General features: G+C 63.6%; 19 protein-coding genes. 14 read left to right on the top strand and 5 right to left on the bottom strand.

All coding sequences use genetic code 11. From position 1 onward, the window contains the following. The first annotated feature begins 7 nt into the window (after positions 1-7). A complete protein-coding gene (ligA, locus tag PQ457_RS08880; protein WP_273616522.1) occupies positions 8-2116 on the top strand; it encodes an NAD-dependent DNA ligase LigA in 2109 nt (702 codons plus the stop codon). Between the two features lie 94 nt (positions 2117-2210). Continuing rightward, positions 2211-2945, top strand: a complete 735-nt coding sequence (locus tag PQ457_RS08875) for a class I SAM-dependent methyltransferase (protein ID WP_273616521.1) — start codon at positions 2211-2213, stop codon at positions 2943-2945. An 87-nt stretch (positions 2946-3032) separates the two neighbouring features. Here PQ457_RS08875 and PQ457_RS08870 read toward each other — a convergent pair whose 3' ends face one another. Further along, a complete protein-coding gene (locus PQ457_RS08870) occupies positions 3033-4016 on the bottom strand; it encodes a 50S ribosomal protein L11 methyltransferase (RefSeq protein WP_273616520.1) in 984 nt (327 codons plus the stop codon). Positions 4017-4284: 268 nt separating this feature from the next. On the opposite strand from PQ457_RS08870, the gene sdhC reads away from it, so the two are divergent. Genes sdhC through sdhA form a run of 3 tightly spaced genes read left to right on the top strand, consistent with a single transcriptional unit; the run spans position 4285 to position 6817 of the window. Next, the gene (gene sdhC / locus PQ457_RS08865; protein ID WP_337958464.1) at positions 4285-4611 is read left to right on the top strand and encodes a succinate dehydrogenase, cytochrome b556 subunit; all 327 of its coding nucleotides are present in this window, start codon (positions 4285-4287) and stop codon (positions 4609-4611) included. 12 nt (positions 4612-4623) lie between these two features. Further along, a complete protein-coding gene (gene sdhD, locus PQ457_RS08860) occupies positions 4624-5004 on the top strand; it encodes a succinate dehydrogenase, hydrophobic membrane anchor protein (protein ID WP_168604525.1) in 381 nt (126 codons plus the stop codon). A gap of 4 nt (positions 5005-5008) precedes the next feature. After that, complete coding sequence (gene sdhA / locus PQ457_RS08855; protein ID WP_273616519.1) at positions 5009-6817, top strand: succinate dehydrogenase flavoprotein subunit; 1809 nt, start codon at positions 5009-5011, stop codon at positions 6815-6817. A gap of 312 nt (positions 6818-7129) precedes the next feature. Here sdhA and PQ457_RS08850 read toward each other — a convergent pair whose 3' ends face one another. Together PQ457_RS08850 and ypfJ are read right to left on the bottom strand one after the other, a co-directional pair. Beyond that, complete coding sequence (locus tag PQ457_RS08850) at positions 7130-7648, bottom strand: hypothetical protein (protein ID WP_273616518.1); 519 nt, start codon at positions 7646-7648, stop codon at positions 7130-7132. Positions 7649-7713: 65 nt separating this feature from the next. After that, on the bottom strand, positions 7714-8628 hold the full coding sequence (gene ypfJ / locus PQ457_RS08845) for a KPN_02809 family neutral zinc metallopeptidase (protein ID WP_273616517.1): 915 nt from the start codon (positions 8626-8628) through the stop codon (positions 7714-7716). A 240-nt stretch (positions 8629-8868) separates the two neighbouring features. Between ypfJ and PQ457_RS08840 the strand changes: the two genes are divergently transcribed. From PQ457_RS08840 to PQ457_RS08815, 6 genes are all read left to right on the top strand, one after another. After that, on the top strand, positions 8869-10344 hold the full coding sequence (locus PQ457_RS08840) for a M28 family metallopeptidase (RefSeq protein WP_273616516.1): 1476 nt from the start codon (positions 8869-8871) through the stop codon (positions 10342-10344). Between the two features lie 92 nt (positions 10345-10436). Next, positions 10437-10736, top strand: coding sequence for a hypothetical protein (locus PQ457_RS08835; protein WP_273616515.1), 300 nt, complete (start codon positions 10437-10439; stop codon positions 10734-10736). Positions 10737-10949: 213 nt separating this feature from the next. Continuing rightward, positions 10950-11819 carry a GGDEF domain-containing protein gene (locus PQ457_RS08830; protein ID WP_273616514.1) on the top strand — a complete coding sequence of 290 codons (870 nt, stop codon included), beginning with the start codon at positions 10950-10952 and terminating at the stop codon, positions 11817-11819. 146 nt (positions 11820-11965) lie between these two features. After that, entirely contained in the window at positions 11966-13423 is a 1458-nt protein-coding gene (gene guaB / locus PQ457_RS08825) for an IMP dehydrogenase (protein WP_273619289.1), read from the top strand. 263 nt (positions 13424-13686) lie between these two features. Then, positions 13687-14865, top strand: a complete 1179-nt coding sequence (locus PQ457_RS08820) for an RsmB/NOP family class I SAM-dependent RNA methyltransferase (protein WP_273616513.1) — start codon at positions 13687-13689, stop codon at positions 14863-14865. 27 nt (positions 14866-14892) lie between these two features. Next, entirely contained in the window at positions 14893-15477 is a 585-nt protein-coding gene (locus PQ457_RS08815; protein WP_273616512.1) for a tetratricopeptide repeat protein, read from the top strand. Here PQ457_RS08815 and PQ457_RS08810 read toward each other — a convergent pair whose 3' ends face one another. Then, on the bottom strand, positions 15478-15978 hold the full coding sequence (locus tag PQ457_RS08810) for an RNA pyrophosphohydrolase (RefSeq protein WP_273616511.1): 501 nt from the start codon (positions 15976-15978) through the stop codon (positions 15478-15480). Between the two features lie 333 nt (positions 15979-16311). On the opposite strand from PQ457_RS08810, the gene PQ457_RS08805 reads away from it, so the two are divergent. The 3 genes from PQ457_RS08805 to PQ457_RS08795 all read left to right on the top strand — a co-directional run bounded on the left by PQ457_RS08805 (position 16312) and on the right by PQ457_RS08795 (position 20918). Continuing rightward, a complete protein-coding gene (locus PQ457_RS08805; protein WP_273619288.1) occupies positions 16312-18192 on the top strand; it encodes a 2-oxoacid:acceptor oxidoreductase subunit alpha in 1881 nt (626 codons plus the stop codon). Between the two features lie 11 nt (positions 18193-18203). Then, on the top strand, positions 18204-19247 hold the full coding sequence (locus PQ457_RS08800) for a 2-oxoacid:ferredoxin oxidoreductase subunit beta (RefSeq protein ID WP_273616510.1): 1044 nt from the start codon (positions 18204-18206) through the stop codon (positions 19245-19247). 297 nt (positions 19248-19544) lie between these two features. Next, positions 19545-20918 (top strand): cryptochrome/photolyase family protein, encoded by a 1374-nt coding sequence (locus PQ457_RS08795; protein ID WP_273616509.1) that lies wholly within the window; start codon positions 19545-19547, stop codon positions 20916-20918. 186 nt (positions 20919-21104) lie between these two features. On the opposite strand, the gene PQ457_RS08790 is transcribed toward PQ457_RS08795, so the two are convergent. Continuing rightward, positions 21105-21806: an SDR family NAD(P)-dependent oxidoreductase gene (locus PQ457_RS08790; RefSeq protein WP_273616508.1), complete on the bottom strand. Its 702-nt coding sequence runs from the start codon at positions 21804-21806 to the stop codon at positions 21105-21107. Positions 21807-21808 lie beyond the last annotated feature (2 nt).

Below are 21808 nucleotides of genomic sequence, written 5' to 3'. Positions count from 1 at the left end.
GGCGGGCATGACCACGCCCCAATCTTTGCCGACCGAAGCCGAAGCCGCCAATGAACTGATGCGCCTTGCCCGCAGGATCAATCGGGCGAACAAGGCCTATCACCTCAATGACGCGCCCGAAATCTCGGACCCCGAATATGACGCGATGGTGCGCCGCAATGCCGAGCTTGAGGCGGCCTTTCCGCATTTGATCCGCCCCGACAGCCCGACCAACAAGGTGGGCCATGAAGTTGCCGCATCGCCATTGCGCAAGGTGGCGCATGAGGTGCGGATGATGAGCCTCGACAATGCGTTTTCCGATGAAGAGGTGGGCGAATTTGTCGCGCGCGTGCGGCGGTTTTTGAACCTTGCCGAGGATGCGCCGGTGCCCTTTACCGCCGAGGACAAGATCGACGGGCTTTCGCTCTCGCTGCGCTATGAGCAGGGCAGGCTGGTGCGCGCGGCGACGCGCGGCGATGGGCAGGTGGGCGAGGACGTGACCGCCAATGTCGCGCATATTCCCGATATTCCGCAGGAATTGCGCGGCGATGCGCCCGATGTTTTCGAGATTCGCGGCGAAGTCTATATGGAGCGCGCGGCCTTTGTCGCGCTGAACGAGCGGCAGGAACAGGCGGGCGAGAAGACTTTTGCCAATCCGCGCAACGCGGCGGCGGGGTCTTTGCGGCAAAAAGATGCGCGAGTGACGGCATCGCGGCCGCTGCGCTTTCTGGCCCATGGCTGGGGCGCGGCCAGCAGCATTCCCGCAGGCGGCCAATGGGCGATGATGGAGCGGATCGCGGCCTGGGGCGTGCCGGTCTCGCCATGGCTGCGCCGCTGCGAAGATCTGGCGGCCATGCTCGACCATTATCGCAATATTCAGGCAGAGCGCATTGATCTTCCTTATGAAATTGATGGTGTGGTTTATAAGGTCGACAGCTTCGCCCTTCAGGACCGCCTCGGCTTTGTCGCCAAAGCGCCGCGCTGGGCCATCGCACGCAAATTCCCGGCGGAGCGGGCCGAAACCACGCTGGAGGCGATCGACATTCAGGTTGGTCGCACGGGCAAGCTGACCCCGGTGGGGCGCCTGGCGCCAGTGCTGGTGGGGGGCGTCACGGTCACGAATGTCACGCTGCACAACCGGGACGAGATCGCGCGTCTTGGCGTGCGGATCGGCGACCGGGTGGTGTTGCAGCGCGCGGGCGACGTGATCCCGCAGGTGGTGGAAAATCTGACGCGCGAAGTGGAACGGCCGGCTTTCACCTTCCCCGACCATTGCCCCGAATGCGGCAGCGAGGCTGTGGCCGAGGAGGGGGAGGTGGATGTGCGCTGCACCGGAGGGCTGATCTGCCCGGCGCAGCGGACCGAGAGGCTCAAGCACTTTGTCAGCAGGGGCGCATTAGATATTGAAGGATTGGGCGAAAAGACAATTCAGGAATTCTTCAATCTGGGTTGGCTGGAAAGCCCGGCGGATATTTTCCGCCTGCGCCATCGCCGCGCCGATATCGTCGGGCGCGAAGGTTGGCAGGACAAGTCTGTGGATAACCTGTTGAATGCGATTGAGGCCAAGCGGCAGCCCGATGCGGCGCGGTTGCTGTTCGGCCTTGGCATCCGCCATGTCGGCGCGGTGACGGCGCGCGATCTGCTCAAGCGTTTCGTGACGCTGCCCGTGTTGCGCGAGGTGGCGCAAAAGGCCAACCAGTTGCGCACCGATGAGGATGCAGGCGCGGCCGAACTGCCCGAAGTGGCCGATGCGCGGGCTGAACTGGTGGGGATCGACGGCATTGGCCCGGCGGTGGTTGAGGCTTTGGGCGATTTCTTCCACGAGGCGCATAATGTCACCGTGTGGGAAGACCTTTTGAACGAGGTCAGCCCGCCCGACTACATCGTCGAAACCAAGGCCAGCGAGGTGGCGGGCAAGACGGTGGTGTTCACCGGCAAGCTGGAAACCATGAGCCGCGACGAAGCCAAGGCGCAGGCCGAAAGGCTGGGCGCGCGGGCCGCAGGCTCGGTCAGCGCGAAAACCGATCTGGTCGTGGCGGGGCCGGGGGCGGGCTCGAAACTGGCGCAGGCGGAGAAACTGGGCATCGCGGTGATCACCGAAGCCGAATGGGCCGAGATCGTTGCGCGGGCGGGATAGGGTCCGCGTACAAAATCTTACATTCACGGCCCTTGGCAATCCCCCGCGTTAGGTTAGGCTCCCGCATGTCTCATAAAAGTGGGGAGTATCAGATATGTCGAAGGCGTGGATGATCGCGGGCGCTCTGGCTGTAATGATGCCGGGCGCGGCGTTGGCCAAGGATGGCATGGCGCAGGGCGGCAAGGCGGCCATTGCGGCGGCTCTGGTCGACAAGGACCGCCCTGAGGCCGATGTGTCGCGCGATGCGGGGCGCAAACCGGGCGAATTGCTGGCCTTTGCCGGGGTGAAGCCCGGAATGAAAGTGGGCGAATTGCTGCCCGGCGGCGGCTATTTTACCCGCCTGCTCTCCAAGGCGGTCGGCCCCAAGGGCGTGGTCTATATCTGGATGCCGGCCGGAACCCCGCCTGAGCGTCTGGCGCGACTCGATCCGATCCTGAAAAATCCGGCCTATTCCAATGTGAAGCTGCTGGTGAGCGAGCAGATCGCGCCGCCTGAAAAGGTCGATCTGATCTGGACCACGCAGAACTATCACGACCTGCACCACACCGGCAAAAGCCCCGAGCCGACCAATGCCGCGGCGCTGGCGGCGCTCAAGCCGGGCGGCACCTATCTGGTCAGCGATCACGCGGCCAAATCGGGTTCGGGCACCACGGATACGGACGCGCTGCACCGCATCGACCCGGAACTGGTCAAGGCTGAAGTGGTCAAGGCGGGCTTCAAATTTGCCGGGGAAAGCAAGGCTCTGGCCAATGCAGAGGACGATCACACCAAGAAGGTGTTCGATCTGCATGACAAGACGGATCAGTTTTTGCTGAAGTTTACGAAGTAAGGGTTTTGCCTTGGGCGGGCCAAGGGACTCGTCCCTTGGCAATCCCGGCAATGGGAGCGCGAGGGACGAGTCCCTCGCATCATCCTCTCACCACTTCTTCGACCACTCCGCCAAAGCCCCGACCTGCGAAGCATGCACGCGCGCATAACTGCGCTTGCGCAGCCACAGGATCGACCAGTCGCCCGAAACCATCCGCGCGGCAAGGCGCATCCCCGCCCGGCGACAGGCGGCGCGCACCTGCGCCTCCTGCGTTTCCAGCAGACCCGCCAGCAGCAGATGCCCGCCCGGCACCAGTGATTTGGCGAAATCGGGTGCCAGCGAGATCAGCGGCCCGGCAAGAATATTGGCGATCAGCAGGTCATAAGGCCCGCGCGCCTGAAGCACCGGATCGTCCATGCCGTCGGCCACGACCATCGTGACCTCGCCCGCGCGGGCGCCCATGGGAAAGCCGTTGACCGCGCAATTATGCTCGACCACGCCGACGCAGGCGGCATCGATGTCGCTGGCCGTGGCATAGGCGCGCGGCCACAATTCCAGCGCGGCAAAGGCCAGCAGCCCTGTGCCCGTCCCGATATCGGCCACATTGCGCGCAATGACGCCTTGGTCCTTCATATGGCCCAGCATGGTCAGGCAACCGGCAGTGGTTTCATGATGGCCGGTGCCAAAGGCGCGACTGGCGGGAATTTCAAAAGGAATGAGGCCCGGCACCGGCGCATGGTCGGGCGTGTGTACGCAGAATCGTCCCGCCACGATCGGCTCGAGTCCTTCCTGGCTGGCCGTGATCCAGTCGATATCGGGCAGGCGTTCAATGATCAGTTCCGGAGTCGCATCGGCAAACAGCGCGATCACCGCATTTTTATCCGCCTTGCGCGGCTTGCGCGGCAGATAGGCCTCCAGCACCCATTCCTCGGGCTTGTCCTTGGCCACTTCGCAGCCCGACAGCACGATCTCGAAATCCCAGTCAAAGGCGTCCTCATGCGCGATCAGCGCCGCCTCGATCTGTTTGCGGGGCCCAAAAACGGTGATTTTCCAGTTTTCGGCGGATTCAGGGCTGTCATTGGCATCGTTCATGTCCGCGCAGATAGGCCCAAGCCCAGCCGATGCCAAGTGGCCGCGCAAATGCCCCGGTCTTGCCATCCAATTGCGACTTTAGCGGCAATGCCTCATTGTGAAGCTTGCACGCGACAAGGATTTGGCTAAGGGGTTCTTCGCGCGGGACTGTCCCGCAACGCAACATGAACCAGCCCAAGGGGGATTCGTCGCAATGGCTCAAGCCTCGCAAGCCCGCAAAGCGCGGCCGCTTTCACCGCATTTGCAGATCTGGCGCTGGGGACCAGCTATGGCTGTCTCGATTTTGCACCGTGCCACGGGCAGCGCCGCGTCGTTTGCCGGGCTTGGCCTGCTGCTCTGCTGGCTTGGCACTCTGGCTGCCGGTCCTGACGCCTATGCGCTGTTTTCGGCGCAGGCTGGCACCTGGTATGGCCGCATCGTGCTGATCGGCATCAGCTGGTCGGTGTTTAACCACGCCGTTTCGGGCGTCCGTCACTTCCTGCTCGACATTGGCGCGGGCTTTGAAGTGAAAAGCAACAATTTCTGGTCGGCGCTTTGCCCGGTCATTGGCATCTTGCTGACGGCGGCCTTCTGGGCCTGCCTGCTGGCCCGCTAAGGGGATAGGAAGATGGGTAACGGAACTTCCGTCGGCCGCGTTCGCGGTCTTGGCTCGGCCCATTCGGGCTCGCATCACTGGCTGCTCCAGCGTTTTACCGCGATCGGCAATCTGGTGCTGACCAGCTGGCTGGCGGTCTCGCTGATGGCGCTGCCGAATTTCTCTTACATCACGCTGCGCGACTGGATCATCAGCCCCGTGACCTCGACCGGTCTGGCGCTGTTCGTGATCAGCACCTTCTGGCACGCGCGCCTTGGCCTTCAGGTCGTGGTGGAAGACTATGTTCATGAGGCCGGCGCCAAGTTCGCCGCCATGACCGCGCTGAACCTGGCCGCCTTTGGTGGCGCTGCCTATGGCCTGTTCAGCATCCTCCGTCTCGCGCTGGGAGCATAAGATAATGTCCGCGCCTGCTTACAAGATCATCGACCATACCTACGACACCGTGGTTGTCGGCGCCGGGGGCTCCGGCCTGCGCGCCACCATGGGCAGCGCAGAAGCCGGTCTCAAGACCGCCTGCATCACCAAGGTGTTCCCCACCCGCAGCCACACCGTGGCGGCGCAGGGCGGTATCGCCGCTTCGCTCAAGAACAACACGCCCGATCACTGGACGTGGCACATGTACGACACCGTCAAGGGGTCGGATTGGCTGGGCGATCAGGACGCCATCGAATATATGGTGCGCGAGGCCCCTGCGGCCGTTTACGAGCTGGAGCACGCCGGTGTGCCCTTCAGCCGCAACGCCGACGGCACGATCTATCAGCGCCCCTTCGGCGGCCACATGCAGAACATGGGTGAAGGCCCGCCGGTCCAGCGCACCTGCGCCGCGGCCGACCGTACCGGCCACGCCATGCTCCACGCGCTGTATCAGCAGTCGCTCAAGTATGACGCCGACTTCTTCATCGAATATTTCGCCATCGACCTGATCATGGACAATGGCAAATGCGTTGGCGTGATCGCCATCTGCATGGATGACGGCACGATCCACCGCTTCAAGGCCCATGCCGTTGTGCTGGCCACGGGCGGCTATGGCCGTTCGTATTTCACCGCCACTTCGGCCCATACCTGCACCGGCGACGGTGGCGGCATGGTTCTGCGCGCTGGCCTGCCTTTGCAGGACATGGAATTCGTGCAGTTCCACCCGACCGGCATTTACGGCGCGGGCGTGCTGATCACCGAAGGCGCGCGCGGCGAGGGCGGTTATCTGACCAACTCGCAGGGCGAGCGTTTCATGGAGCGCTATGCTCCTTCGGCCAAGGATCTGGCTTCGCGTGACGTGGTTTCGCGTTCGATGGCGCTGGAAATCCGCGAAGGTCGCGGCGTTGGCCCGCATGGCGACCACATCTATCTGCACCTCGATCACATTGATCCCAAGGTGCTGGCCGAGCGTCTGCCGGGCATCACCGAGAGCGGCAAGATCTTTGCCGGTGTCGACCTGACCCGCCAGCCTCTGCCGGTGGTGCCGACCGTTCACTACAACATGGGCGGCATTCCCTGTAACTATCACGGCGAAGTCGTGACCATCGGGCCGGACGGCAACCCCGACACGGTGGTTCCGGGCCTGTTCGCGGTGGGCGAAGCGGCCTGTGTGTCGGTCCATGGCGCGAACCGCCTTGGCTCGAACTCGCTGATCGACCTTGTGGTGTTTGGCCGCGCAACCGGCCACCGCCTGAAGGAAATCGTGAAGCCCGGTCAGGCTCATGCCGAACTGCCCGCCGACTCGGCCGATCTGGCGCTGACCCGTCTGGATCACTTCCGCCACGCCAAGGGCGGCAGCTCGACTGCGGAAATCCGCACCGAGATGCAGCGCACCATGTCGGGCCACGCCGCCGTGTTCCGCACCGACGAGCTGATGGCCGAAGGCAAGACCAAGCTGGCCGCGACCTATGACAAGATGCAGGACATTGCGATCAAGGACCGCTCGCTGATCTGGAACTCGGATCTGATCGAGACGCTGGAACTCGACAACCTGATCTCGCAGGCTTCGGTCACGCTGCATGGCGCCCATGCCCGCAAGGAATCGCGCGGCGCCCATGCTCACGAAGACTTCCCTGATCGCAACGATGCGGAATGGATGAAGCACACCGTGGGTTGGTTCGACGGCTGGGGCGGCAAGGGCGGCAACGTCAAGCTCGACTACCGTCCGGTCCACGAATACACGCTGACCGACGACGTCGAATACATCAAGCCGAAGAAGCGCGTTTACTAAGACGCCGGTTTCGGTCTGAAATGCAAAAGAGCCGAGGGCGAGGAGCCTTCGGCTTTTTTGTTTTGAAGGAGGATTGAATACGAGGGGCTAGGCCCTCGCACCCCCATTCCTGTATCGTTGCGCTATGGCGTCGGCCAAGGGGTGTCGGATGCCGCCCTAAAAATTAAAAGCCCAAGGCGCTATGAGGCGTAACATCTCTGCGCCGCAGGCTCTCCAAAATCATGACGCAATCTGGCAAAACTCGCACCACCTTAAAAATGGGATTGCAAAGGGACGAGTCCCTTTGCCCGCCGGAGGCACTTTTTCTGAAAATCACCCCGGCCGCGCCGGATAGCCGCACCGCTTCTGCAACCCCACGCCCTTGAGAAAGGCCCGCCGCGCAAACCCGGCATAGATCGCCTGCTGCAAGGCCCGGTTTTCCGCATTGGCCCCGCTGATCTCGCGCACGATGCCGCGAAAGGGCAGAATGCCCCCGACCAGATCCTGCGCCACCTTGCCGGGGATGACCTTGCGCCCGCTGCGCCGCGCGGCATCAACATCCTCGCCCAATACGGCATTGAGTTTGCTGACTTCCTTTTGGATGGCCGAGCATCGGCCCATGCCGGTCAGGCCATAGGGCGCGGCCTGCGCGCGGATCAGAATGTCCGGCACCCCCTTTTTGCGGATGTTGAGATCGCTCAGCGGCGTGGTTGCAACATCTTCAACGCTGGGCGCGGCGCGGGTGATGGGGGGCGGGGGCTTTGGCGTTGGCGTGGCCGTCTGGGCCTGAACCGTGCGCGGCGTGGCCAGCAAAGGGATCAGCGCAATCGCGATCAATCGGCAAAGTGTCATTGTCCTGGCCCCGATGTTGCATTCCTCTCAACGATTGGAACGCGCGAGACGGCAAAAGGTGTCGCTTATCCTTTGATCGCCCCGAATGTATCGCATTTCGCCGGATCGCCGCTCTCCATCCCCCGGCGCAGCCATTCCATCCGCTGGGCAGAGGAGCCATGGGTGAAGGCGGCCTCGACCGGGGTGCGCCCTGCCGATTTCATCAGCGTATCGTCGCCGATCTGATGCGCGGCGTTCAGCCCGCTTTCCATATCGCCCTTTTCCAGCCGGTCGCGGTTGCGCGCGGCCCAGACCCCGGCATAGCAATCGGCCTGAAGCTCCAGCCGCACAGAGAGCGGGTTGGCGGCGTCGGGATTGCGCTCCTGCTGGGCCTGTACCTTGGCCGATGTGCCCAGCAGACTTTGGACATGATGGCCATATTCATGGGCGATCACATAATCGCGCGCAAACTGGCCGGTCGCGCCCAGTTCGGTGTCCATCTGGCGATAGAAATCGGTGTCGAGATAAATGCCGTGGTCGGCGGGGCAATAGAACGGCCCCATCGCGCTCTGCGCCGCGCCGCAGCCCGAGGACCCGCGCGAGGAATAGAACACCAGCCGGGGCCGCGCGAAAGTGTGCCCGCGCCCTTCGAACAGAGTGCGCCATGTCTTGTTGAGCGAAGACAGTGCGTTGCAGCTCTCGCGGCTTGCGGCATCCACCGTGCAACTGCTGGCCGCATCGTTGCCGCCGGCCACGGGGCGCTGCGCCACGGGCGCGCCCACCGGCCCGCCGCCCGCCAGACCCAGCACGCTGAGCGGGTTGAAGCCCAGCATCCACGCGCCAATCATCAGGACCGCGATCGTGCCGATCCCCAATCCGCCGCCGCCCAGTTGCAGCCCCTGACCGCCTCCGCCAAAGCCGAAGCCGCCCCCCAGACCACCGCCGCGTCCGCGCTGGTCCTCGATGTCCACATCATTGGGGTCGAAATCGTCAAGCCGCATGAAACTGTTCCTGCTCCTTGCCGCTCTAGATCGGGATTTTCCCCCAGCCTTGCAAGCGCGCGATGATGCGTGGAGGCAACTTTCGGAATTTTCCCCATTTTGGCGTTATCGCCGGTCTTGCGGGGCAGAGCGTTCTGTGTAGGCTGAGCCGCGATGACACGAGGCCGAGTAGCGACAGACAGCAGATGGCGGCGCAGCATTGTGCCGCCCGTGATCGCGTTGCTGGCCGCTTTTTGCGCGATGCCTGCCGTCGCCCGTACCGACAGCAGGAGCGAGAAGCAGATCGAGGCGCAATTGCTCGAACATATCCGCGTGCTGGCCAGCGACGATTACGGCGGGCGCGAACCGGGCACCGATGGCGAGGCCAAGACTTTGCGCTATATCGGGCGGCAATTGTTCGAGATGGGGCTGGTGTCGGGCACGAATCAGCCCGCCAATCCATGGTATGCCCCGGTCAAACTGGTCGCGCGCGAACCGGCGGGCAGCGTGGCGCGCTTTTCGCGGCGAGGGCGCGTTGTGCCCTTTGATCAGGATCAGGCGCTGCTGCTGACCTCGGGGCGGCGGGCCTTGGTTCAGGGGGCGCCGCTCTATTTTGTCGGCCGGGGCAATGTCGTGCCGCCGCGCGCGGAACTGGCGGGCCGGGTGGCTCTGCTGCTCGATGATCAGGGCGGACTGGGGGCCAAAGAGGCGCCCTATGGGGCGGATGCTTCGCTGCGCCAGAACGCCTTGCTGGCGGGCGGGGCGGCGGCGGTGGTCACGGTGCTCGATGGTCAGCGCACGCTGGCCGGTGTGGCCGAGCGGCGGCGGCGTCAGGGCTATGCGTTGGCCAGCGAGGCGCTGGGCGGCGATATGGAGGGCTTCCTTTCGCCCGAGGGGCTGGAACAGGCGCTGGCGGGCTCGCAGGACACTCTGGCCAGCCTGAGGCGCGAGGCGGACAGGCCTGATTTCGCGCCCCATCTGCTCGACGTTTCGGCCAGTTTCGAAGCGACGACGCGCGAAACCAGCATCCGCACGCATAATCTGATCGGCCGCATTCCGGGGCGCAAGCCGGGATCGGGCGCGGTGCTGCTGCTGGCCCATTGGGACCATTTCGGCCAATGCGCCAGCCCGCCGGCCGAACATCTGATCTGCAACGGCGCGGTGGACAATGCCAGCGGGGTTGCGGCCCTTTTGGAGGTGGCGCGGCGGCTGGTGAAAGTGCCGGGCGGAATGGATCGCGATGTGATCGTGCTGTTTACCACGGGCGAGGAGATCGGCCTGCTGGGGGCGGAGGCTTTTGCGGAAAATCCGCCGCTGCCGCTTAAAAACATTGTGGCCGCGTTCAATATCGACTCGGTGGCGATTGCGCCTGCCGGAACGCCAGTGGGGATCGTGGGGCGCGGGATGACGGTGCTGGACACCGGGATCGCCACGGTGGCGCGTGAACAGAAACGCAAGCTGTCCACGTCGGATGAGCCCAACCGCTATATCCGCCGTCAGGATGGCTGGGCCTTGATGTCGCATGATCTGCCCGCCGTGATGGTGACCAGCGCCTATGGCGATCTGGCGCGGCTCGAGAAATATTTCGACACCGATTATCACCGCCCGCAGGACGTGGTGAAGCCGGGCCTCGAATTGGGCGGGGCGGCCGAAGATGTGGCTTTTCATGTCGCGTTGGTGCAGTATTTTGCCGATACCAAACGCTTTCCGGCCACGGTGGTCATGGGCACACGCTGAAGCTTTCGGTGCCGTGAACGGGTGGTTCATTGACGGCCAATCGGGCTGGGCATATCCAAGGCAAGTCGTAACCTGCGACGAGGAGGGATTGTATGAAAAAGCTGCTTTTGCCGATGGCTCTGATGGCTCTGGTTGCGCTGCCCGCCAGCGCACAAGCTGAACAGTGCCGCAACGCCAAGGGTCAGTTCGCCAAGTGCGGTACGCCCGGCGCGATGCCGTCCAAGGCCAAGGCCGGCCCGGCGATGAAGCCCGCCGCTCCCGCCATGAAGCCCGCCGCTCCCGCGATGAAGCCCATGGCACCCTCTATGAAGCCTGCGGCCCCCGCGATGGCTCCGGCCAAGAAGGCGCCTTGCAAGGACGCCAAGGGCAAATTCATCAAATGCGCCGCCTGATTTTTTGACCTGTCCCGGACGGGATGAAGACAGCGCGTCGGGCCAAGCCGCCCGTCGCGCTGTTTTGCTTTTGAAATTGAGGGATTTTAATCGCCAAGGCCAAGAATGTATGGTGAATTGTTAACCAGTGTTGGTCATCCTTTTTAATCGGTAGTTATACGAATCATTGCTCAAGGAAAATTTGCCGCATTCGCTGGGGGAAAAGGGGTTGCCATGAATTTCTATCTTGCCACCTCGTTCATTTTTCCGCGCTCGTTGCGGATGCGGATTTTCTTTCTGTGCTTTGTGGCCACGCATGTGCCTTTGCTGGCCTATACGGTCTGGGGGTTGGCCACGGGGCGGATCGCGGCGGTGGCTTTCTGGCTCTTGCTGACGGCCACGGCGGCGGGGACGGTGCTGGCGCTGCTGGGCATTGGCGCGCTGTTGGCGCCGATCGAGAAGCTGGCCGATGCGCTGGGCGATCAGGAAGGCGAGGAGGAGGATCAGGGCGGGCACGACACGTCGCGCGCGCAGGATCTTATCCAGAAGCTGTACAATGGCGTCCACCGGGCGCGCCGCTCGACCGACAAGGCGATGCGCGAACTGGATCTGGTCGCGCATGAGGACATGCTGACCGGCATTCTCAACCGGCGCGGTTTTATGAAGAAGATCAATTCATTGCCTGCATCTCAGCGGCATGGCTGCTTTGCCATTCTCGATATTGACTATTTCAAGCAGGTCAACGACGAGATGGGCCATGACGAAGGCGACCGCGTGCTGCGCGCGCTGGCGGGGCGTTTGTCGGAACAGACGCGGCGGGCCGATATTGTCGCGCGTTGGGGCGGCGAGGAATTCGTGGTCTTCTTCAACGGCGTGATCGAAACCGAGGCGTGCTGGGCGCTCGAACGCATCGCGTGGCGGATGCAGGGTGACCCGATCGGCCGGATCAAGGGGCGTCCGATCACCTTCTCGGGCGGGGTGTGCCGCTGGGTCGAGGGCGACCTGACCGGCTCGCTGATCCATGCCGACGAGGCCCTGTATGAGGCCAAGCGCAATGGGCGCGATCAGGTCTGCACGGCGGTGGCGCTGACCCCGGCGCGGTAAACTGCGCCCACTAAAAATCGCAATGTCATGAAAAGAGCCTAAACTCCCCTCTAGCCCTTTGCGCCATGCTTGTTTACATGGGCCGCCACGAATCGATGGGCGGATTCATCAAACGCCCTTCAGCATGGGAATTCAGCGTGGCGATCATGGACATCTCTCTCGGCCTTACCTTCGACGACGTGCTGCTGCGTCCTGCCGAAAGCGACATCGTGCCCTCCATGGCCGATACGCGCACATGGCTGACCAAGGGCATTGCGCTCAACATTCCGGTGATCTCGTCGGCCATGGACACCGTTACCGAGGCCGATATGGCTATCGTCATGGCGCAGATGGGCGGCATTGGCGTGCTGCACCGCAATCTGACCATCGAGGAACAGGTGGCCGCCGTGCGCGCGGTCAAGCGTTTTGAAAGTGGCATGGTAGTCAACCCGATCACCGTCGGCCCCGACGCCACGCTGGGCGAGGCGCGCGCGATCATGCAGGCCAACCGCATCAGCGGCATCCCCGTGGTCGAGGCCAGCGGCAAGCTGGTGGGCATCCTGACCAACCGCGATGTGCGCTTTGCCGACAATGCGGCCCAGCCGGTGCGTGAATTGATGACGCATGAAAACCTGGCCACCGTACGCGCGGGCGTCAGCCAGGAAGAGGCGCGCAAGCTGCTTCATGCTCGTCGAATCGAAAAGCTGCTGGTGGTGGACGATGCTTATAAGTGCGTCGGCCTGATCACCGTCAAGGATATCGAAAAGGCCGTGACCTATCCGGCCGCGACCAAGGATGCCGCCGGTCGCCTGCGCGTGGCGGCGGCCACGACCGTGGGCGAAAAGGGCTTTGAGCGCACCTCGGCGCTGATCGAGGCGGAATGCGATGTGGTGATCATCGACACCGCCCATGGCCATAACCGCGATGTTGCCCGCTCGGTTGAGCGCGTGAAGAAGCTTTATCCCCATGCGCAAGTGGTGGCGGGCAATGTCGCCACGGCCGAGGCGACCAAGGCGCTGATCGACGCGGGCGCGGATGCGGTCAAGGTCGGCATCGGGCCGGGTTCGATCTGCACCACGCGCATCGTGGCGGGCGTGGGTGTGCCCCAGTTGACCGCGATCATGGAAGCGGCCAGCGCGGCGCGCGACGCCGGTGTGCCGGTGATCGGCGATGGCGGTCTGCGCACGTCGGGCGATGCGGCCAAGGCTCTGGCCGCCGGCGCCAGCACGGTGATGGTCGGCTCGCTGCTGGCGGGCACGGAAGAAGCGCCGGGCGAAACCTTCATCTATCAGGGCCGCGCCTACAAGGCCTATCGCGGCATGGGCAGCGTCGGCGCCATGGCGCGCGGCAGCGCCGACCGCTATTTCCAGCAGGACATCAAGGACCAGATGAAGCTGGTGCCCGAAGGCATTGAAGGTCAGGTGCCGTATAAGGGCCCGGCCAAGGATGTCATCCACCAGCTGGTCGGCGGCGTGAAGGCAGCAATGGGCTATACCGGCTGCGCCACGATCGAGGAACTGCGCACGAAGGCGCGCTTTGTCCAGATCACCAACGCAGGGCTCAAGGAAAGCCATGTTCACGACGTGACCATCACGCGTGAGGCGCCGAATTATCCGACGCGTTGATTTTTTTGGGTTCATGCCTCCGGCGGGCAAAGGGTCTCGACCCTTTGCAATCCCATTATGGGGATGATGGGGGCCAGATTGTGTGATGATTTTTGAAAGCCTGCGGCGCTAGCAAAAGGCGCCGCAGGCTTTCAAATTGGAACGGTGCGTCCGACACCGGACGGCAAACCCGTGGCGCAACAAAGACAGTAATGGGAGCGCGAGGGACTAGTCCCTCGCATTCAATCCTTCTTTAAAACCCCAAAAGGCGAAGCCTCGAAACCATGACTCCTCAAGCCCGTGTTCAGGCCGCGATTGAGATCCTTGACGAGGTGATTGCGGCGGCGCGCAGGCAAGGCGCTCCGGCGGATCGGATCATCAGCGAATGGTTCCGCACGCGCCGCTTTGCGGGCAGCAAGGACCGGCGGGCGGTGCGCGAGCTGGTCTATGGCGCGATCCGCGCCTGCGGCCCGGTGCCGGCCGGCGGGCGTGCGGCGATGCTGCGCGTGGCGCAGGGGGATGCGGCGCTGGCGGCTTTGTTCGATGGCGGGCGCCATGCACCGACGCCGATTGATCCATCGGAGGAGGTGGCGCAGGGCGGGGTTGCCCCGGACTGGCTGGCGCGGCGTTTGGCCGTGGGCGGCATTGCGGATGAGGCGGCCTTGGCCCTGCTGGGCCGCGCGCCTCTGGATGTGCGGGTCAATGCGCTCAAGGCGGATCGCGCCTCCTTGGCCCTGCCCGAACCGGGCGAGGCTTTGCTCGCGCCCCAAGGCTTGCGTTTCCCCGCCAACACTCCGGTCGAGGGCTGGGACGCCTATACGCAGGGCTTGATCGAGGTGCAGGACGGCGGCTCGCAGCTGGTCTGCGGCGCGGTCAAGGCGCAGCCCGGCGAGACGGTGATCGACCTTTGCGCCGGGGCAGGGGGCAAGACTTTGGCGCTGGCCGCAGCGATGGGCAATCGCGGGCGGCTGATTGCGTGTGATGTGGACCGGGCGCGGCTCTCGCGGCTTGCGCCGCGCGCCGAGCGCGCCGGGGCGCTGATTGCCGAAACCATCCTGATGAACCCCAACCGCGAGGCCGAGGCTCTGGCTCCGCTGATGGGACAGTCCGACGCGGTGCTGATCGACGCGCCTTGCAGCGGCACCGGCACATGGCGGCGCAATCCCGAGGCGCGCTGGCGGCTGACCGAGGCGGAACTCGCGCGGATTACAGCCATCCAGTCGCGTCTGCTCGATCTGGCGGTCGGCCTGCTGAAACCGGGTGGGCGGATCGTCTTTGTCACTTGCTCGCTTTTGGACGAGGAGGGCGCGGATCAGTTTGCCGCATTCCTGACCCGCCATCCGGCCATGGCCCAAATGCCGCTGGATTTGGGCGCAGGCGAGGTGCGCGGCGCCGGAATCCGCCTTTCTCCGGCCCATGATGGCACAGACGGCTTCTTTGTTGCCAGCGCCCGCTTGTTGTAAGCGCAAGCCTTTGGTAGCAAGATTGTCATGTTCGAAGCCTCCCCAGATATCCGGCGGTTTCGCCCCGTTTCGGCCAAGGAAATAGTCATGCGTTTTGCCCCCGTCTCGGCTGCCCTCTCGCTGGCACTGGCCGTGGCGGCCAGCAGCAGCCATTCGGCCCCGGTTGAGGTGCTCGACCCGCGCGCGGCGGTGCTGGAGCAGGCGGGGCGTGTGGCGCTGAATGCGGGCGATGTGGACAAGGCGACCGATGCCTTTGAAGCGGCCTTGGCCATTCAGCCCGGATCGAGCCGGATCACCATATCATTGGCGCAGGCGGCGCGGATGCAGGGGATGCAGGGCAAGGCGCTGCACTATTACCGCACCGTTTTGAGCCGCGATCCGCAGAATATCGATGCAATGGGCGGCGAGGGCGAAACGCTGGCCGAAAAGGGCGCGATGGAGAAGGCGCGGGAAGATCTGGCCAAGATCGAGAACCTTGGCGGCAAGGGCAGCGAGGCGGCCAACCGTCTGATCGCGGCCATTGCCAAGGGGCCGTTGCCCGCCGCGCTGCCCAATGCCAAGGTGGCCAGCACGGCCGATGTTGCCGCCAAGCCGGCCCCGCAGACCGATTGATCAGATCAGCGCGCGGAATTCTTCCAGCACGGCGCGATAGACGCGCTTTTTGAACGGCACGATCAGATCGGGCAGGTGATCGGCCTCAGCCCATTTCCATGCATTGAATTCGGCCGGTTCGTGGGCGTTCAGGTCGATGTCATCGTCATGGCCGGTAAAGCGCATCAGGAACCAGTGCTGACGCTGGCCGCGATATTTGCCCTTCCACAGCTTGCCGATCAGGTGATCGGGCAGATCGTAGAGCAATTCCTCGCGCGTTTGGGCCAGAATCGTCGCATGGGCCTCGCCCACGCCCGTTTCCTCGGCCAGTTCGCGGAAAGCGGCGGTGCGCAATTCCTCGCCAGGGTCGATGCCGCCCTGAGGCATCTGCCAGAAATCGCCTTCACCATCGACTTCGCTTTCGCGCTGGTCGATTCGGCGGCCGACGAAAACCCGGCCATGGGCATTCACCAGCATCACGCCAACGCAGGGACGATAGGGCAGGGAAGCAAGATCGGTCATGGGTTTAGGTAGGCTTTCTTTGTTGCAGGGCGGCAGGATAGACGCCTTGGCCGCGCCTTCAAAGGGGAAAAGGTGAGGGCGCGTGGCAATAGAATCGCGATTGCCGCTTGACTAGAGCCCGCAACAGGTTTTGGGCAATTGCGACAGGTCCGTGCGCATGGCGGCTCTTTGGGGCGGCGTTAAGGATTGTCAGCCGGAAAGCGCATCAAAAGCCAATGATGCGTTTTTGTGCTGACAGTTTTTCTCGATTGCACATGCGACGCCGCCGCGCCAAGGGCGATCACCTTCGGCGCGAAAGCAGCAGCGGTTCGGGCCGGGTATGGAAGGACGATGATGGCTACTGTTCTGGAAGCGGGCGCGAACGAAGGGCGTTCGACTGACAACACACCCGAAGCGGTGGTGGTGCGTTTTGCGGGCGATTCGGGCGACGGCATGCAGTTGACGGGCGGGCAGTTCACGCTCTCGACCGCGTTGGCGGGCAATGATCTGGCCACGTTCCCCGACTTTCCGGCGGAAATCCGCGCGCCCCAAGGCACGCTGTTCGGCGTTTCGGCCTTCCAGATCAATTTTGGCAGCACCGAGATTTCGACCGCGGGCGACCAGCCCGACGTGCTGGTGGCGATGAACCCGGCGGCGCTGAAGACCAACGTGGGGCAGTTGAAGGCCGGTGGCCTGATCATTGCCGACTCGGGCGAGTTCAACAAGCGCAACCTGGAAAAGGCCAAGTATGAGAGCAACCCGCTCGAAGACGGCAGCCTGGCCAAGTGGAACCTGCTGGCTTTCGACATTTCCAAGCTGACCATGGAATCGGTCAAGCCCTTCGGCCTTGGCAACAAGGAAGCGCTGCGCTGCAAGAATATGTGGACGCTGGGTCTGGCGCTCTGGATGTTCGACCGTCCGCGTCAGCCGCTGATCGACTGGCTCAACACCAAGTTTGCCAAGAACAAGGTGCTGGCCGACGCCAATATTGCCGCGCTGAACGCGGGCCATGCCTATGGCGAGACGGCCGAAATCGGCGGTCAGGTCAAGAAGCTGCATATCGAGGCCGCGCCCCAGACGCCGGGCCTCTATCGCACGATCACGGGCGCCGATGCCATCAGCCTCGGCCTGATTGCCGGTGCGCAACTGGCCGAATTGCCGCTGTTCTTTGGCGGTTATCCGATCACGCCCGCTTCGGCCATCCTGCATAATCTGGCCAAGCTGAAAGAGTTTGGCGTCACGACCTTTCAGGCCGAAGACGAAATCGCCGCTGTCGCCAGCGCGATCGGCGCTTCCTATGCCGGTTCGCTGGGCGTGACCTCGTCATCGGGGCCGGGCATCGCGCTCAAGACCGAGGCCATCGGTCTTGCCGTGATGACCGAACTGCCGCTGGTGATCGTGAACTCGCAGCGTGGCGGCCCTTCGACCGGCCTGCCCACCAAGACCGAGCAGTCGGATCTTTATCAGGCCGTCTATGGTCGCAATGGCGACACCCCGCTGCCCGTCATTGCCGCGCGTTCGCCCGCCGATGCGTTTGACTGCGCGATCGAGGCATGCCGTCTGGCGGTGCAGTTCATGACGCCGGTAATGCTGTTGACCGATGGCTATATCGGCAATGCGGCCGAGCCGTGGAAGGTGCCCAACCCGGAAAGCTTCACGCCGTTCCCGGCCAAGTTCCTCGAGGAAAACAACAATCCCGATGGCAAGGTTCTGCCTTATAAGCGCGATGAAAATGGCGTGCGCCCGTGGATCAAGCCGGGCACGCCCGACCTGATGCACCGCATCGGCGGCATCGAAAAGGCGCCCGACACCGGCGACCTCGATTACTCGCCCGCCACGCACCAGTTGCAGACCGACGCCCGCAAGGCCAAGGTTGACGGCATCGCCAACCACATCCCCGCGCAGGAAGTGTCGCAGGGCACGCCAACCGGCAAGCTGGCGCTGGTCGGTTGGGGCAGCACCTATGGCGCGATCCATCAGGCCGTGCGCCGCGCGCGCGCCAAGGGTCTGGACGTGTCGCACATCCATATCCGCCATGTCTGGCCGATGCCCGCCAATCTGGGCGATCTGCTGCGCGGCTATGACAAGATCATCGTGCCCGAAATGAACACGGGCCAGCTCAAGACCGTACTGCGTGATCAGTATCTGGTCGATGCGCGTCCGCTGAACAAGGTTTCCGGCCAGCCCTTCACCATCGCGGAAATCGAAGCCGCGATCGAAGCGGCTCTGGCTTGAGGGGATAGAAGATGAACGAGATGACTGCCATCAAGACGACCCTCAAGGACTGGGAATCGGATCAGGAAGTTCGCTGGTGCCCCGGTTGCGGCGACTATGCGATCCTGAAGGCGGTGCAGCGCACGCTGCCCGAACTGGGCGCGGACCCGGCCAAGACCGTGTTTGTGTCGGGCATCGGTTGCTCCAGCCGTTTCCCCTATTATGTGTCGAGCTATGGTTTCCACACGATCCATGGCCGCGCGCCCGCTTTCGCCACGGGGCTGAAGCTGGCCAATCCTGAACTCGACATCTGGCTGGTGACGGGCGACGGCGACGGCATGTCGATCGGCGGCAACCATACGATGCATTTCCTGCGCCGCAACATCAACGCCCAGATCCTGTTGTTCAACAACGAGATCTACGGCCTGACCAAGGGCCAGTATTCGCCCACCAGCCGCGAAGGCACCAGCAGCCCGACCACCCCGCTGGGCAGCGTGGACCGCCCGATGCAGCCTTGTGCCTTTGCGCTGGGCGCGGGCGCTCGCTTTATCGCGCGTGGCTTCGATACGTCGAAGAATCTGGGTGAAGTGCTGAAGGCCGCTCATGCCCATCAGGGTGCGGCTTTCGTGGAAATCTTCCAGAACTGCATCGTCTATAACAAGGACCGCTTTGCCGATTTCACCGAAAAGGCGGTGGCCGATACGCGTCAGCTCTGGCTCAAGCATGGTGAACCCATGCTGTTCAACAAGGGTACGCAGGGCCTTCGCCTGAACACCGACCAACTGCATCTGGAAATCGTCGATGTCGTCGATGGCGACTGGCAGGCGGCCGGCGTGCTGGTGCATGACGTCAAGAACCGTTCGATTGCGCATATGCTGGTCGAACTACCGATGGCGCTGTTCCCGGTCGCTCTGGGCGTGATCTATGACGATCCGCGCCCGACTTATGAATCGGCCATGCTGGGTCAGGATGCTGTCGCCCGCGAAGGCAAGGTGGCCAACCTCGCCAAACTGCTGGCCAAGGGGCAGACCTGGACAGTGCAGCCGGAAGATCAGGGGCCGCTTAGCGGGGTTTGATTTTGGGGTGATGCCTCCGGCGGGCAAAGGATCTTGGACCCATTGCCCTCCCTTTACTGGTTGGCGCCAGAGGCTGGACCAAAGCTGATCTTTGCAGCGTTTTGAAATCGAAAGCCTGTGGCGCCTTTAGCTAAGCGCCGCAGGCTTTTTATCGTCATGGCGGCACGCCGTGGATAAAACGCCACCCCATAATCGGATTGCAAAGGGTCCGAGACCCTTTGCCCGCCGGAGGCCCTTTCTAGAAAACTTCCCCTTCTACCATCTTCCCCCCGGCGCAACATTTGTTAGCGCCAGCGTATGACAGCTCCCATCCTCCTCTGGTTTCGCCGCGATCTTCGCCTTGCCGATCAGGCGGCGGTTGTAGCGGCGGCGCAGTCCGGCGCCCCGGTGATCCCGGTCTATGTACTGGACGATGAAACGCCCAAGCACCGCAAATTGGGCGCGGCCTCGCGCTGGTGGCTGCATGGTTCGCTCAAAAGCCTCGCGCGCGATCTGGAGGCCAAGGGCAACCGCCTGATCCTGCGGCGCGGTGCGGCGGCCGAAGTTTTGGCCCAATTGGCGCAGGAAACAGGCGCACGCGAAATTCATGGGTTGCATCATTACGAGCCATGGTGGCGCAATGCGGAAAAGGCGATCCGGCGCAAGGGTTTGGACCTGCACCTCTATGACGGAAATTTCCTGATCCCTCCCGGCACCGTGACGACCGGGGCAGGGACGCCCTATCGGATTTACACGCCGTTCTGGCGTCAGGTGCAAATGCGGATGCCGCCCGCCGAACCCGTTGCTGCGCCTGCCCGGATCCCCGCACCGGACCTATGGCCAGCAAGCGAGATGCTGAGCGACTGGGACTTGCTCCCCACCCGTCCCGATTGGGCGCCGGGTTTCCGCGCCGAATGGACGCCGGGCGAGGGCGGCGCACAGGATCGCCTCGACGCCTTCCTCCCCTGCTCGAGCCTCTATGAGGAGCGCCGCAATCTCCCCTCGCGCCCCGGCACGAGCCGCCTTTCGCCCCATCTGGCCTTTGGCGAAATCAGCCCTGCAACCCTGTGGCATGCGGCGATGTATCAGGGCGGATCGGTGGGCGTGTTCCTCTCCGAACTGGGCTGGCGCGATTATGCGCAGAATATCATTGCCGAATTTCCCGATTACGGCGCCCATTCGGCCAAGCCCGATTTCGAAGCCATGCCATGGCGCGACGCCCCCGATGATCTGAAAGCATGGCAGGCGGGCATGACGGGCTACCCGATTGTAGATGCGGGGATGCGCGAATTGTGGGTGTCGGGCTGGATGCACAATCGCGTGCGGATGATCGTCGCCAGCTTTCTCATCAAGCATCTGCTGATCGACTGGCGCCATGGCGAGCAATGGTTCTGGGATACGCTGGTCGACGCTGATTACGGGCAGAATGCGGTCAACTGGCAGTGGTCGGCAGGGTCGGGCGTCGATGCGAACCAGTTCACCCGTATCATGGCGCCTCTGACGCAAAGCCCCAAATTCGAGGCGGGCGATTATATCCGCCGCTGGGTGCCCGAGTTGGCCGGATTGGATGAGGGCGAGATCCACGATCCCACGCCGATCACGCGCCGCCGCTGCTCCTATCCGATGCCGATTGTCGGCCATGTCGAGGGGCGCGAAAGGGCGCTGGCGGCCTATCGGGCGATCAAGGGTTGAAGGAAAAAGCAGGCGCGACCGGGCGGGGGTTCGCGGCGAGGGGCATGTCCACGAACGGCCACCCGTCGCGCCTGCTATAGAGATCGGGCAGCAGCGCTTCGCACAAAATACGCCATGCCCGGTCGCCGATGGTAATCCGCGACACAGGCATCTTCGCAAAATGCAATGAATTAAGCGTTGCCGATCTTAGTTAATAGTGATCCGGTGCGGGCTGACGAAATCCTGCCCGACCAATCCGACCACCGCATCGGCCACGACCGATGGGTCTTTGACACTCTTGGGATCTTCGCCCGGATAGGCTTTGGCGCGCATCGCGGTGCGGGTCGCGCGGGGATTAACAATCGCCACGCGGACCGAGGAAATATTGGCCACCTCCTGCGCATAGCAGTCGAGCAGGACCTCCTGCGCGGCCTTGGTGGCGGCATAGGCGCCCCAATAGGCGCGCGGCTGAGTCGCCACCGTCGTGGTGAGCCCGATCACGCGCCCGGCCTCGCTCTTGCGCAGCAGGCGATCAAAGGCGGCCAGCAAAGCCTGCGTTGCCAGCAGATGGGTCGAAACCGCCTTGCCCAGCGCCTTTTGGTCAATATCGACGACCGGCATCAGCGTAGGTAGGATGCCCGCGTTGATCACCATCACGTCCAACCGCCCCCAGCGCCCCGCCACGGCCTCGGCCAGGCGCGCGATGGCGTCATGTTCGAGCAGGTCCATCGGGGCGATGGTGGCGGTGCCGCCCGCCTCGTGGATCGCCTGCTCAACGCCTTCCAGCGCCTTCACATCGCGGCCGGTGATGATGACATGCGCGCCCGCCGCGGCCAGAGCCTGCGCCGTTGCTGCACCGATCCCCCGGCTTGCGCCGGTGACGAGAGCGATCTTGCCGGACAGATCCATGG

It is taken from the genome of Novosphingobium humi (assembly GCF_028607105.1).
Lineage (GTDB): Bacteria > Pseudomonadota > Alphaproteobacteria > Sphingomonadales > Sphingomonadaceae > Novosphingobium > Novosphingobium humi.
The sequence above is the reverse complement of the archived record's forward strand: the minus strand, read 5'-3'. Positions and strand labels throughout refer to the sequence as shown.

Bases quoted from the DNA above. Each gene is read 5' to 3' on its own strand.
- ligA (WP_273616522.1), top strand. From the start codon at position 8: ATGACCACGCCCCAATCTTTGCCGACCGAAGCCGAAGCCGCCAATGAA.
- PQ457_RS08875 (WP_273616521.1), top strand. From the start codon at position 2,211: ATGTCGAAGGCGTGGATGATCGCGGGCGCTCTGGCTGTAATGATGCCG.
- PQ457_RS08870 (WP_273616520.1), bottom strand. From the start codon at position 4,016: ATGAACGATGCCAATGACAGCCCTGAATCCGCCGAAAACTGGAAAATC.
- sdhC (WP_337958464.1), top strand. From the start codon at position 4,285: ATGGCTGTCTCGATTTTGCACCGTGCCACGGGCAGCGCCGCGTCGTTT.
- sdhD (WP_168604525.1), top strand. From the start codon at position 4,624: ATGGGTAACGGAACTTCCGTCGGCCGCGTTCGCGGTCTTGGCTCGGCC.
- sdhA (WP_273616519.1), top strand. From the start codon at position 5,009: ATGTCCGCGCCTGCTTACAAGATCATCGACCATACCTACGACACCGTG.
- PQ457_RS08850 (WP_273616518.1), bottom strand. From the start codon at position 7,648: ATGACACTTTGCCGATTGATCGCGATTGCGCTGATCCCTTTGCTGGCC.
- ypfJ (WP_273616517.1), bottom strand. From the start codon at position 8,628: ATGCGGCTTGACGATTTCGACCCCAATGATGTGGACATCGAGGACCAG.
- PQ457_RS08840 (WP_273616516.1), top strand. From the start codon at position 8,869: ATGCCTGCCGTCGCCCGTACCGACAGCAGGAGCGAGAAGCAGATCGAG.
- PQ457_RS08835 (WP_273616515.1), top strand. From the start codon at position 10,437: ATGAAAAAGCTGCTTTTGCCGATGGCTCTGATGGCTCTGGTTGCGCTG.
- PQ457_RS08830 (WP_273616514.1), top strand. From the start codon at position 10,950: ATGAATTTCTATCTTGCCACCTCGTTCATTTTTCCGCGCTCGTTGCGG.
- guaB (WP_273619289.1), top strand. From the start codon at position 11,966: ATGGACATCTCTCTCGGCCTTACCTTCGACGACGTGCTGCTGCGTCCT.
- PQ457_RS08820 (WP_273616513.1), top strand. From the start codon at position 13,687: ATGACTCCTCAAGCCCGTGTTCAGGCCGCGATTGAGATCCTTGACGAG.
- PQ457_RS08815 (WP_273616512.1), top strand. From the start codon at position 14,893: ATGTTCGAAGCCTCCCCAGATATCCGGCGGTTTCGCCCCGTTTCGGCC.
- PQ457_RS08810 (WP_273616511.1), bottom strand. From the start codon at position 15,978: ATGACCGATCTTGCTTCCCTGCCCTATCGTCCCTGCGTTGGCGTGATG.
- PQ457_RS08805 (WP_273619288.1), top strand. From the start codon at position 16,312: ATGGCTACTGTTCTGGAAGCGGGCGCGAACGAAGGGCGTTCGACTGAC.
- PQ457_RS08800 (WP_273616510.1), top strand. From the start codon at position 18,204: ATGAACGAGATGACTGCCATCAAGACGACCCTCAAGGACTGGGAATCG.
- PQ457_RS08795 (WP_273616509.1), top strand. From the start codon at position 19,545: ATGACAGCTCCCATCCTCCTCTGGTTTCGCCGCGATCTTCGCCTTGCC.
- PQ457_RS08790 (WP_273616508.1), bottom strand. From the start codon at position 21,806: ATGGATCTGTCCGGCAAGATCGCTCTCGTCACCGGCGCAAGCCGGGGG.